At 51.2% G+C, this 12,631-nt stretch carries 8 protein-coding genes; 5 read left to right on the plus strand and 3 right to left on the minus strand.

Features of this window, described 5'->3' with window-relative positions; genetic code table 11:
• The first annotated feature begins 241 nt into the window (after nt 1-241).
• The 5 genes from L4G42_RS25045 to L4G42_RS25065 all read left to right on the plus strand — a co-directional run bounded on the left by L4G42_RS25045 (nt 242) and on the right by L4G42_RS25065 (nt 9,480).
• Nucleotides 242-2,338, plus strand: a complete 2,097-nt coding sequence (locus L4G42_RS25045) for an AAA family ATPase (protein ID WP_237260024.1) — start codon at nt 242-244, stop codon at nt 2,336-2,338.
• Nucleotides 2,335-3,663: an McrC family protein gene (locus L4G42_RS25050; RefSeq protein WP_237260025.1), complete on the plus strand. Its 1,329-nt coding sequence runs from the start codon at nt 2,335-2,337 to the stop codon at nt 3,661-3,663. The genes L4G42_RS25045 and L4G42_RS25050 overlap by 4 nt, the downstream gene beginning before the upstream one ends.
• Before the next feature lie 93 nt (nt 3,664-3,756).
• A complete protein-coding gene (locus L4G42_RS25055; protein ID WP_272904128.1) occupies nt 3,757-4,839 on the plus strand; it encodes a DNA cytosine methyltransferase in 1,083 nt (360 codons plus the stop codon).
• Between the two features lie 35 nt (nt 4,840-4,874).
• The gene (locus L4G42_RS25060) at nt 4,875-7,817 is read left to right on the plus strand and encodes an ATP-binding protein (RefSeq protein WP_237261278.1); all 2,943 of its coding nucleotides are present in this window, start codon (nt 4,875-4,877) and stop codon (nt 7,815-7,817) included.
• Between the two features lies 1 nt (nt 7,818).
• Nucleotides 7,819-9,480, plus strand: coding sequence for a response regulator receiver domain (locus tag L4G42_RS25065; protein ID WP_237261281.1), 1,662 nt, complete (start codon nt 7,819-7,821; stop codon nt 9,478-9,480).
• Between the two features lie 423 nt (nt 9,481-9,903).
• Here L4G42_RS25065 and L4G42_RS25070 read toward each other — a convergent pair whose 3' ends face one another.
• The 3 genes from L4G42_RS25070 to L4G42_RS25080 form a co-directional block, all read right to left on the minus strand.
• Nucleotides 9,904-11,151, minus strand: a complete 1,248-nt coding sequence (locus L4G42_RS25070) for a ribonucleotide-diphosphate reductase subunit beta (protein ID WP_237254647.1) — start codon at nt 11,149-11,151, stop codon at nt 9,904-9,906.
• A gap of 641 nt (nt 11,152-11,792) precedes the next feature.
• Nucleotides 11,793-12,401: a putative adenosine monophosphate-protein transferase Fic gene (locus L4G42_RS25075; RefSeq protein WP_237254648.1), complete on the minus strand. Its 609-nt coding sequence runs from the start codon at nt 12,399-12,401 to the stop codon at nt 11,793-11,795.
• Nucleotides 12,401-12,571 carry a YhfG family protein gene (locus L4G42_RS25080; protein ID WP_192172937.1) on the minus strand — a complete coding sequence of 57 codons (171 nt, stop codon included), beginning with the start codon at nt 12,569-12,571 and terminating at the stop codon, nt 12,401-12,403. Before L4G42_RS25080 ends, L4G42_RS25075 begins: the two co-directional genes overlap by 1 nt.
• Between the last annotated feature and the right edge of the window lie 60 nt (nt 12,572-12,631).

A 12,631-nucleotide genomic window follows, 5' to 3' on the forward strand; every position in this document is an offset into this window, starting at 1 on the left:
GCTCGTTGCGATAGAGAGTTCATCTTGTCTTGCTCAAGTGAGTAACCGGGACCACGCTATAGGATTTGATTGAGGCCATCCGTGGGAGCGTGGCTTGTCCCGCCATCTGGCGCGAAGCGGCAGCAAACCCTAAACCGCAGTCGTGATCACAAAGTTATTTCCGCATCAAAGTCGTTAGCGCTTTACCGATAGTGGCCATATGGACAAAGATTGAGGAATTCTCCTACAAGGATGTTCTCCCATGGCTTCGCTCAATCAAATTTTCTTTGGTCCTCCTGGCACAGGGAAAACCTACGCGACTGTGGAAGCCGCATTGCAGATCCTTGATCCTGCGTTTCTGCAATCTAATCGCGGCAACAGGGAGGCCTTAAAGGCGCGTTTTGATGCGCTGGTCGCCGCCGAGCACGTTAAATTTGTCACCTTCCACCAAAGCTTCAGCTACGAAGACTTTGTGGAGGGGCTGCGGGCTGATACCGATGAAGACGGCCATATCACTTACGACGTGATTGATGGAATATTCAAAAGCTTGTGCAGTACCCCGGCCACCGCGAAGGTGACCCATGAGGAGTCCGCATCTGCTGATATCTCCAAGTCCAGAATCTGGAAGATGTCACTGGGCAACACGCAAGGGAGCGACGCCTACGTCTACGACGACTGCATAGCGTCCAATTTTGCCTTGCTGGGTTATGGCGACAGAATTGATTTCGCTGGATGCAAAAGCCGCGAGGACGTAGCTGACCGGTTTGCGGCGGCCGGACAGCCGATGCAGAGCGGTGCTTACGCTGTGAAAGCCGTGACGGATTTCGTGGTTCGCATGAAAACGGGAGACCTGTTGGTAATCACCGGCGGGAACGCCAAGTTCCGAGCAATCGGAGAGGTCACCGGCGATTATCGTTGTCTCTCTGGCGAGGAACGCGACGCCGACTACGCACAGTGCCGACCTGTTAAATGGCTCCGCACCTATAGCACTTCATTACCTTACCAGCAGCTCACAAACGTGAAGTTCACCCAACGGACTCTGTATGAGTTAGCGCAAGCTGCGATTGATAAAACCAAGCTTAGCCAATTGCTAAACGCAGATTTGGGCGCGCAAGGGTCGTTGGGCAAAAACCTATTCCGCACGGGCGAGAAGATTGGCGGTTACGTTGTGACCTATTGCTCAGGGGATGTGCTCGAGCTGAAAAAGCCTAAAGGTAATGAGCTTCCAATCGGAATGAGCATGCTGCGGAAACTGGCCCAGCATGTAAGGCGCGGTGAGTTGACGCTCGATGATATTGCCGAGAAGCGGGTATTTCCTAAGCTGGCTGCGGTCGGGACGACACTCGAACCTAACCTTGTCAATGGCTACAACAACATAATGCCTGCGCTTGTGGAACGCGTTCTGAAAGGGGCGCCGGTAAGCGAGGCCGACTCACCTTCACATAGCAAACGGGTGCTCATCATTGATGAAATTAATCGAGGCAACATTTCTCGCATCTTCGGCGAGCTGATCACTCTGATCGAGCCCTCCAAGCGAGCAGGCGCACCGGAAGCATTGGAAGTGACATTGCCTTACTCAAAGGAGCGTTTTAGCGTTCCGGCTGATGTTCACCTCATAGGGACTATGAATACCGCCGACCGCTCGTTGGCAGCGCTTGATATCGCCCTTCGTCGACGTTTCACGTTCATTGAGGTAGCACCAAACCCAGAGTTGCTCGACGAGGTGGAGGTAGACGGCGTACCTATCGATGAGCTCCTCAGCGTTATGAATGAACGCATTTCGGTTTTGCTTGATCGCGATCATTGCTTGGGGCACGCGTACTTCTTGCCACTGAAATCAGAGCCGACTGTGGAGCGGTTGGAGGGAATTTTTCGGGAACAGATCATCCCGTTGCTCCAGGAATATTTCTTCGAGGATTGGCAGCGGATTCAGTGGGTGCTGAATGATCATCGTAAGGAACCCACAAATCGTTTTCTGCTGCAGCCCATTCAGAATATCAGCGAGCTGTTCGGCGACGATGTCACGGTCAGTCAGCACGGCGAGCGCTGGGAGCTAGATCCTGCTGCGTTCAAAAATATCGATGCCTACCTCGGCATCATTGATCACACAATCAAAGCAACAGCTCAGCCGCGTTACAAAGCGGTGGAAGCTACATCCGGCGATTTGACAGTGCGCCAATCGGACTCAGGCACAATTGAAGTCCTACGCAACGGTGTATTAGTAAAACCCTCAAAACCTGTACTTCGCGATCTGGCTGAAACGCTCAACATCTCGACGTTGACAAGCAGTGGGACGCCGCTGAACACCCGCAGGCTCGGCCGCAAAGTAATCAAATCGCTGGGCGAACAATCAGCGTGAAGGCCAATGTGATAGTCCGAGAGTATGCTCGGCTCACAACCAGCCACGTCCCAAACCCAAGTTTGGATAGGGCACATGTCTCCGCTTCAGCGTTCGACTGGTTGTGCGAATTGAGCTCGCGCTTCAGCAAGGCCGGTGCCGCGCTCGTTCAGGTCGAAGATCGGCGATGGCTAAAGCTCGATAATTACGTAGGGGTGCTGGAGACGCCTTGCGGCACTCGTATCGAAATCCTCCCCAAGCATTTCGAAGAAGGAGATTGCATTCAGCAAAGCCGAGCATTGCTCAGGCGGATGATCCAAAAATCGTTAAAGCTGCCCACTCGGGAAGTCGGTGCTACTGCACTGCAGCGCTTTGATACCCCACTGACGGAGTGGGTGATGAGCAGCTTTCTGCAAGCACTCGACCATTTGATCAAGCGAGGCCTGCGTTTTGATTACCAACGTGTGGAGGAGGAGCAGCGTTACCTACGTGGCCAACTCGACACCGCTCGCCAGATGCGTCAACCACCTGGGCGCCAGCATCACTTTCAGATTCGGCATGACCTGTTCCATCCAGATCGTGCTGAAAACCGTTTGTTAAAAGCAGCGTTGGACATCGTGTGCAAGGCGACTCGGGAGCCTGGCAATTGGCGATTAGCCCACGAACTGCGCTCAATGCTGATAGAGCTTCCGACCAGCCGTGACATCAAGAAGGACTTTAAACAGTGGCGCAACGATCGGCTTATGGCTCATTACCAGCCCATAAAGCCTTGGTGTGAACTGATCATTCAGCAAAAGACGCCTTTAGCGATTGCTGGCGAATGGCAGGGCATGAGCTTGCTTTTTCCTATGGAAAAGCTGTTCGAACGTTACGTGGCGGCGTGTCTGCGCGATTCCCTTCCGCCGGATGCGACTCTGCGTGTCGAGCGTCGGAGCGAATATCTTTGTAAGCATGAGGGGAGGAAAGTTTTTCAGTTGCGGCCGGATCTGATAATCACTCAGGGCGACAAGAGCTGGGTTTTGGACACGAAATGGAAGCGGCTGGATGGCGGCGCTAGCCGGGAAAACTATGGCCTGAGTCAACAGGACTTTTATCAGCTATTCGCTTATGGCCAAAAATACCTAGGAGGGCGAGGAAATTTGGTGATGGTTTATCCAAATCAGACATCGTTTACATGGTTTTTGCCTGCTTTCGACTTCACCAATCAGCTTCAGCTATGGGTAATACCGTTTGACCTCGAGCAAGGTGCACTCATCATTCAACCCTCTCAGGGCCCGGTACTTTATGGAAACAGCGGATGGGTCGACTTCAGCGCGCTCATGCGCCGATCAGGGCTTGGCAATTGAAGCGTCCTCAGACTCAAACGGGGGGCTATGACTGGCATTCCCAGCTTAGGTATGATGCGGAAATTTTTTGCTGGCTAGCTTAGCTCCGGGTTGATGGCAGCTAAGGCATTAGGAGTAGGTCGCCTGAATTTCTATGATTTTTTCAGTGGTTGCGGTGGGACAAGCCGTGGCATGAGCGCTGCAGGCCTTACCGTGCGGTTGGGTATAGACATCGACGAAGATGCAGCTGCGACTTTTCGAGCTAATTTCCCAGCTGCAGGGTTCTTGTGTGCTGATATACGCAGTTTAAAAGCAGCTGATATCAGAAAAAATATCATCACTGACGCTGAACCGAGGGTGTTCGGCGCGTGCGCTCCATGTCAACCATTTTCCAAGCAAAACCGCCAACAAAAAGGTGACGATTTACGAAGAACACTACTGCCCGAATTTCACAAGTTTGTTGATGAGTTTCAACCTGAATATATTTTCATTGAGAATGTACCAGGTATGCAGGCAGTGGATAAAGTGGATGGACCATTTGCAAAATTCTTGGCTCTACTTGAGGATTTAAACTACTGCTATGACTATAAGATAGTTATGGCGTATCACTATGGTGTTCCACAGCGCCGACGGCGCCTAGTGCTTATCGCGAGCTCGTTAGGCCCGATTAAAATGCCGCCCATGACTCACGGGCCAGGTACCGAACAGCCCGGATTGCCTACCGTTGCAGAGTGGATACATGGACTTTCAAAGCTTGAGGCAGGGCAGACGGATCCAGATGACCCGATGCATCGTGCTGCACAGTTGTCGGCACTTAACTTAGAAAGGATTTCACTAACGCCGCCTGGCGCGGGGCGGGAATGCTGGCCAGAGCGGCTTTGGCTAGATTGCCATAAGAATTATTCTGGACACACCGACGTTTATGGACGGGTGGCTTGGGACAAGCCGGCATCGGCTTTAACCACTCGCTGCATAAGCCTTTCCAACGGTCGGTTTGGGCATCCCGAGGAAAACCGTGCAATAAGTCTACGCGAGGCAGCATGTATCCAAACTTTTCCTAGGGATTTCACATTTCATGGTAATTTGAATTCAATGGCCAGACAGGTAGGCAACGCTGTCCCAGTTAAGATGGCAGAGATTTTTGGCAATGAATTCCGCCGACATTATGCGGCGCATCGGCTAGCGCAGGAGGCTTAATGGCCAGGTTTAAAGTACGTGCCAGGACGGTAGACATGTTAGGCCGCCAGCAGATAGCAGGTATACCAACTGCCATAAGTGAGCTATTCAAAAATGCGCACGACGCTTATGCCAGGAATGCCGAAGTTGATTTTTTTCGAGGTGAAAATCTATTAGTACTCAGAGATGACGGTCTCGGCATGTCGAAATATGATTTCGAGCAGCGCTGGCTAACGTTAGGGACGGATAGCAAGGTTGGCTCTAAAGGTCTGGAGAAGCCTCCCAAAGATCCAGATCAGGATGAAAGGCCAATATTAGGAGAAAAAGGTATTGGCCGACTTGCGATCGCCGTATTAGGACCACAAGTACTAATCGTCTCCCGAGCGAAGAGGGTTGGTCTGCTGCCCATAAGTACGGTAGTGGCTTACATTAACTGGGGCGTTTTTGAACTGCCAGGTTTGGATCTGGAAGAAGTTGTCATCCCTGTACGGGAAATTGAGCCGGGTACGATGCCTGATCGCGGGTTGATTGCTTCGATGGTTGAGGAGTTATTGTCCTCACTTGATAAATTTAAATATCGAATAGATCCGCGTGCGTTACAATCAGTAATTCGTCAAGTTAAAAGTTTTGATGTGGACCCCTCGCTGCTCTCATCCGAACTTGGCCAGCCGTCACTTTGTGGAGATGGTTTTGGTACTCACTTTTACATAACTCCAACTGATGATCTAATAAAAGATGATATTGATAACAGGTCCGATGAGCGCAAAGCAACGCGATTCGAGAAGAATTTAATCGGCTTTACGAATACAATGACGCCCGGGTTTAAAAAACCACCTATCCTCACTAAGTTTCGAGACTATGTGGATGAAGGGACGCCTATTGAACGAATAGGCGATAAGGCTTTTTTTTCCCCTCAAGAATTCAACGAGGTTGATCACCATGTTATTGGTACTTTCGATGAGTTCGGCCAGTTTCAGGGAAATATCGGCGTGTATCAGAAGGAGCCTGAGCCATATGTATTAAATTGGGACAAGGCGGATGGTACCCCAACCGCGTGCGGACGTTTCTCCCTCTCATTTGCCTATTTGCAAGGAGCGGAACGAGACTCGCTTCTTTCCAGTGAAGGGTACGCTAAACTCAAGCAAAAGCTTGATAGGCATGGGGGGATTTATATTTATAGAGATGGGGTCAGAGTTCAACCCTACGGTGATTCCGACTACGACTTTTTAGATATTGAGCGCAGACGAAATCTGGGGGCAAGTTACTACTTTTATTCTTATCGTCGTCTTTTTGGAGTGATTGAGCTTAATGGAGCAGATAATAGTAGATTAACAGAAAAGGCTGGTCGTGAAGGATTTAGAGAAAATAAAGCTTACAGGGATTTTCGCTCAATATTGATGAATTTCTTCATCCAATCCGCAGCTGATTTTTTTCGCGAAGAAGGCCGTTACGCAGATCAGTGGCAAGATACTAAGATGTTGCTGAACACTGCCGCCAATGTGCGAAAGAAAAAATCCTTGCAAGTGGGATTAAAGCGGAATGAACTCAGATCGGAGCTTGAGGCTTTTTTTACCAAAATTGAAGATAACACGCCCCAGCGAAAGCTTAGTGAAATACTGAGAACGACTAAAACAAGGATAGAAAGCGTACTAGGGGGTGAGCAGTCTGATGGCTATAAAGCCGCTTCAGTTGTTTCAATTGAGAAGGATGCTCTACGTGCAATCGACGCCGAGCGTCAGTCTATTACCATATCCAAGCCGCGCGGGGTTGGGCTTCCCCGCGCTCTTAATAATCAGTGGGTAGGTTATCTTGAGCAGTCGGAGCGGCTGAATGTTGAGGTGTTTTACCGCGCTGAGCAAGAGATTGAGTCTTTGATTTCTGAAGTAGCAGAGTCTACTAAGATCCCGATTGACCATATATCCAGGCTCGAGTTTTCCATAAGAGAAAAAGCGGACTTGGTCATAAAGGGTACGAGAAAGCTTAAAGTTGAGTCTGAAGAATTAGCGTCTAAAGTGGCAGTACAGATTAGATCAGCGGCCAAGGATTGTTTTCGATCAGTCAATCACGCAGTTGACGACGCGATAGCTGAGCTTGCTAATTGTCAACGGGTTTCGACCAAAGATGCAGAGTTCTCAAATATCCGACGCTCTATCGAAGCAAGGATCGAAGAAGTTTATATCGCAGAGACTACAAAACTTATTCGTTTGCGTGACCAACTTTCAACAGTATATGCGCTCCAAAACTCTGGCTCTTTCGATACTGCGGAACTCGCGGAAGCTTTGGAGGAAGAGCTGGACGCTTTGCAAGAACGACGCGATGCGGATCTGGAGTTGGCACAAATCGGAATGGCGCTTAGCACAGTTACTCATGAGTTTGAAAAAACTGTGGGTGCGCTGCGCGACGGTTTTAGACGGCTAAAAGCCTGGGCAGCGGAAAATCCGGCGCTCGATAAGCTCTATATGGACATGCGGGCAAGCTTCGATCATCTAGATGGTTATCTGACCCTGTTCACCCCGCTGGATCGCAGACTGTACCGAAAGCCTGTTGATATAACAGGGAAGCACATATATGACTTTTTGGTGAATCTGTTTGGTGAACGCCTTCAGACTAATAAAATCCAGCTTATCGCTACTAAAAGCTTTATCGAAAGCTCAGTCCAAGGCTTTACCTCATCTTTTTATCCTGTTTTCGTTAATCTTGTCGATAACGCTATTTTTTGGTTACAACGAATTAATGACCGAGATAGAGAAATTACGCTTTCGAATCAGCAGGATGGTTGGGTTGTCAGTGATAATGGGCCAGGGATTAGGCTCGGAGATCGAGTTAATATTTTTTCCCTGAATTTTTCTCGTCGGCCAGGTGGGCGGGGAATGGGGCTTTATATATCCCGCCAGTCTATGGCCGAAGTGGGTTATGAACTTGCACTAGTGGACTCTGCTCTCGGCTCGTCCTTTATAATAAAGCCCGTCGAGGAATCAAACGCTAAGGATATCAATTGATATGGATTTGAATAATTTTTCCTCAGATCGTCTTGCTGCGGCCAGCGAGTTTGCTCAGACTATGATCGTTGTGGATGATCAGGCTGGCATTTCTGTTCACGAGCCGGTAGACAAGCTGGTGGCTCCTACAAGGCGTACTGCAAGATCTGCGGCAGATGAAAATGATGTAGCGACTAAGGTGTCTGAGGTGCTACATCAGCTTGACTCAAAATTATTGATCGATACCGCTATGGAACTCGGGCTAATATGTTCAGTGCTGTGTCCGCAGACTAAGGATGAAGATATAGTAGGCCGCGTTGTCAAAGCGGCTGCACGAGTAGATATTGTTAGTCTCGACTGGGAAATGTTTAACGATTCAGGTGAGACAGCGAGAAAGCTGATTAAGGGTATCGTTTATTCCGATCTTGAGAGGTTTGGACGCTTAAGGCTTATCTCGATTTATACTGGCGACAAACGTCTAGATGTAATTCTCTCTAGTATTTTTGAAAGCTTCAGCTTGTCCGATAGAGAAACTCTGAGTCTTCGTTTGGGCGACTCATTTATAAATGGGAAAGGCGGACTGAAGATAGTTTGTTTGTTCAAGAAGCACGGCACGCAGGTGCCGGCGCAGTTCTCAAATTATCAGGTTTCCGAAAGTGAGCTTCCTAACCGGTTGTTGAATGAATTCGCCTCTATTACTGAAGGCTTACTCTCGAACGTTGCATTGGCGGCGGTCGCGTCGATCAGAGGCGTCGCGCATCACCTTCTGTCTAGGTTTAACGGCAATATGGACGGCCCGTATTTCCTGCATAGAGCGGCGATCGTTGAAGCGGAGGAAGCTGAGCAGTACGCCCTAGACATATTATTAAGTGAACTCAAGAATCTAGTTGATCGCGATGGTGTCGTCCGCCGGTGGGCAGGTGCAAGTGCTATTTCTAATCGAATTGATGTGATTGCTAAAGGCAGCGATCACTTGGATTTTCACTTTCAAAGAGAGGGCAAACCATTCATCGCTAAAGCGGCGGTTACAGAGGTTAAAGATTTTGTGATTCAGGGGCGTAACAAACGTTATCTAAGTTTTACCGCTGAACCGAAGCCAAATAAAAATGATTACGAGCATGGGTGGCCTTCAGTTTTTTCAACGAGCATTGAGGACGCTGATAATAATATGCATGAGTTCGCATCTTTGACGGGTATTCGAGCGTTTCCCGGCAGTCGTATGTTCAACGACGGCAGCGGTGCATTACCTGTGTTGAGGCTCGGAAGCATCCTTCGCAAGGCTGGTGAATACTGGTTATGTCTGCAGGCCGCTTGCGATAGCGTTCGCGTTAAGACAAAAACCGCATTTTTCTTTGTTCCGTTGGGCGTTGCAACGAGCCGCCCGCAGCACGTTGTTCCTTTACTCAGTCCACTTGGTAGCATTGACTATATTGGCTTGGACTTGATTGATAAAGCTTATACTAAATCGGTCTCGTTCACCTTCGAGCCCATACTTTGCGACGCTTCACTACGCGTCGCTGCAGCGAGAACCGCTCATGGGGGATTCGTTTTCACTGATATAGGAGGCTTTCAGTTTGAGTGGATTGGTGATCTAAAGCAGCGCAGGGCTTTGCGGGTATCTCAGCAGCTAGGGGCAGACCTGTCGCGTATCGGCTTTGATGAGTTCGAACCTTTTAGAAGTTGATCGGCCAGCTTTAAATTATATTTATAACTGATACGGTCTGATTGCACCAAGCTTTTAGGCCGCTTAACTAAACACCTCTGAGTACCTACTTTGAACTATTACTAGTCTTCTTTTCACCATGTATATCAGTCAAGAAGCATGACCGAGCGGTAGGTCAGTTACTTGGCTGCTCAATTCGATGGTAAGCCTATGGTCGTTGAGTCCGCTTTCTTAAGTATCTAATGACAGCATATAACATAGAATTGTCTTGGCAAGCTTACGCTGCATCGTGAACCTAGACACGTGTACCACGCGTGGCGGTTGTCTTATAGAATAGTCTAGGCATAAGGATGAGTACCCCATATTGCACTTTCGCTGTCTGAAAAATTAGAGCCACCATTTCTGGCAGCCCTTTCGTGTGCAGCTTACTAAGTCGAGATCAAATCAATCCCAGCTCAAAGCCCCACCGGTCTGATACTCAATAACCCGCGTCTCAAAGAAGTTCTTCTCTTTCTTCAAGTCCATGATCTCGCTCATCCATGGGAATGGGTTCGTGGTACCTGGATACTCTTCCTTCAGACCAATCTGCGACAAACGACGGTTCGCGATGAACTTGAGGTAGTCCTCCATCATCGCTGCGTTCATGCCCAGTACGCCGCGGGGCATGGTGTCGCGGGCGTATTCGATTTCCAGTTGGGTCCCTTGCAGGATCATCTGGGTTGCTTCTTCCTTCATTTCGGCGTCCCACAGGTGTGGGTTTTCGATTTTGATCTGGTTGATCACGTCGATGCCGAAGTTCAGGTGCATGGACTCGTCACGCAGGATGTACTGGAACTGTTCTGCGACGCCGGTCATTTTGTTGCGGCGACCCATGGAGAGGATCTGGGTGAAGCCGCAGTAGAAGAAGATGCCTTCCAGGACGCAGTAGTAGGCGATCAGGTTGCGCAGCAGTTCTTTGTCGGTCTCGACGGTGCCGGTTTCGAACTTCGGATCGGAGATCGAGCGGGTGTATTTGAGGCCCCAGGCTGCCTTTTTGGCGACCGACGGGATCTCGTGGTACATGTTGAAGATCTCGCCTTCGTCCATGCCCAGCGATTCGATGCAGTACTGGTAGGCGTGGGTGTGGATCGCTTCCTCGAAGGCCTGGCGCAGGATGTACTGGCGGCATTCAGGGTTGGTGATGAGGCGATACACCGCCAGCACGAGGTTGTTGGCAACCAGGGAGTCGGCGGTGGAGAAGAAGCCCAGGTTGCGCAGGACGATGCGGCGCTCGTCGTCGGTCAGGCCTTCCGGGTCTTTCCAGAGGGCGATGTCCGTGGTCATGTTGACCTCTTGCGGCATCCAGTGGTTGGCGCAGCCGTCGAGGTATTTCTGCCAGGCCCAGTCGTACTTGAAAGGCACGAGCTGGTTGAGGTCGGCGCGGCAGTTGATCATGCGTTTTTCGTCGACCGCGACGCGGGCGGCGGAGCCTTCGAGTTCGGCAAGACCTTCGGCGACGTCCAGTTTGTCCAGCTCAGCTTTGGCGCGGGCAATGGCGGCCGAGTCGTTTGCGCTGACGGCGCGTGCTTCAAGCGCGGCAGCACCACCGGCGCTGTCGAGTTTGTCCATCGCGGCTTCGGAAGCGTGGCCGGCGTTGGCGCCTTTGGCGGGTTCAGCTTCGTCGGTCTTGTCGAATTCGTCCCAGCTCAGCATGGTGAGGAGGCTCCTGCTAGAGGACCGCTTATTTGAGCGGCCTGTGGATTTGAGTAATCTGTTTGCTGCTGTTGTGACACGGGTCACGCCATACAGCGGTCGAGAGAGGGCTCTCTTGAATCTTGTGTGTTCGGGGTTCCGGTGAAGGCTGTCAGGCGCTAGGGCCGTCACCCGGGAGCGGAGCGAAACGCGGACATGGCAGGCACGTGGTGACCGTGGAAATCCGGTCGGCTTTGGCTGCGCAGTGGGTCATGGCGTTGTCCTTGATTGGGGGGCGCGAGTATACGGAAATTTGCTCCGCACGTCTGTGCTGCGACCCGTTTATCCGTCATTTTCAACGGTCGTTCGACAGGGCGAACGCACGCTGGATTTTTCTTGACCTGACCGTGATTCACTGATTCCGAATCGCCTATCTAGTGGTCAGAGGCGTAAGAATACACACGATATGGTGTTTGTGGAACTGCGTATTTCGTCATGTGTCGGTGTTTGTGACGCAGGTCAACGGCTGATAAATGCCCTTGACCCTGAAGACGCCCGAGATACGTGACGTCCATGGAAACGCGAGCGCTTACACCGCTCATTTCAACGAGGGCTGACCTGACAAAAGGCGCTCGCGCCTGCGGTGTTTGAATCGAGGCGCGTCACTCAGCCGTAACCCCAATCGCCCCCCCAACACACCGCTCAAACACCCGCACCATCCCCTCATAATCACCCCCCACCGCATCCACATTCGCCCGTATCCATTCCTCCGGCTCCACCGGCCACCAACTGATCTCAAACCCCGCATTCACAACGATGTGCTCAAACAAAATCCGCTGCGCACGCCCGTTTCCTTCCCGAAACGGATGAATCACGTTCAGATCACCAAACAGCTCAGCACTCGCCGCAATCAGGCGCCCCCGATCCAGTTCCTGAAACCAGTTCGCGTCGGCCAGTACCTTGAACAACTTATCGGCCTCGGGCTCGATGCGGTGGGTCACGCAGAAGTGGGTCTGATCTTTGGAGATGTCGACGGTGCGCAGTTCGCCCGCCCAGTCATAAAGATCGGCGAACAGTTGGCGGTGGATGGCTTGCAGGTAGGGCAGGTCGTAAGGAGGAGGGGAGAAGTCGATGGATTCAGCGGCGACTTCGGAAAGGTCGCGCTCGGCTTGCGCCAGGGTTTTTGCGTCGGTCAGGTCGAGGCGGTTGCGCAGCACGGTGCTGCCGGGCGGACAGTAGGGGTCTTGTCCGACGCCGTATTTGTCGACCATCAGGCCTGTTTTTTGCGGTAACTGGTGAGCAGCTCTTCCCGGGAGGGCAGGCGGCGTTCGGAGTCGGCGGGCGAACTCTCGAAACCTTCCAGACGAAGGCTGGCGGCGTAGTTGGAGCGTCGCGTTCTGGCGCAGTAGGCTTTTTTGGACTCTAGCGAGGCAGCTGGCATGGGCATTCTCCTGGCTGGGAATGAGGGGAGTGTAGCTGAAACGGGGGAGGGGCGGCGAGG

Source organism: Pseudomonas petrae (assembly GCF_021728295.1).
GTDB classification, from domain to species: domain Bacteria; phylum Pseudomonadota; class Gammaproteobacteria; order Pseudomonadales; family Pseudomonadaceae; genus Aquipseudomonas; species Aquipseudomonas petrae.

Excerpts from the sequence above, each read along its gene's own strand:
- L4G42_RS25055 (WP_272904128.1), top strand. The coding sequence starts at position 3,757 with ATGGCAGCTAAGGCATTAGGAGTAGGTCGCCTGAATTTCTATGATTTT.
- L4G42_RS25065 (WP_237261281.1), top strand. The coding sequence starts at position 7,819 with ATGGATTTGAATAATTTTTCCTCAGATCGTCTTGCTGCGGCCAGCGAG.
- L4G42_RS25060 (WP_237261278.1), top strand. The coding sequence starts at position 4,875 with ATGTTAGGCCGCCAGCAGATAGCAGGTATACCAACTGCCATAAGTGAG.
- L4G42_RS25070 (WP_237254647.1), bottom strand. The coding sequence starts at position 11,151 with ATGCTGAGCTGGGACGAATTCGACAAGACCGACGAAGCTGAACCCGCC.
- L4G42_RS25045 (WP_237260024.1), top strand. The coding sequence starts at position 242 with ATGGCTTCGCTCAATCAAATTTTCTTTGGTCCTCCTGGCACAGGGAAA.
- L4G42_RS25075 (WP_237254648.1), bottom strand. The coding sequence starts at position 12,401 with ATGGTCGACAAATACGGCGTCGGACAAGACCCCTACTGTCCGCCCGGC.
- L4G42_RS25080 (WP_192172937.1), bottom strand. The coding sequence starts at position 12,571 with ATGCCAGCTGCCTCGCTAGAGTCCAAAAAAGCCTACTGCGCCAGAACG.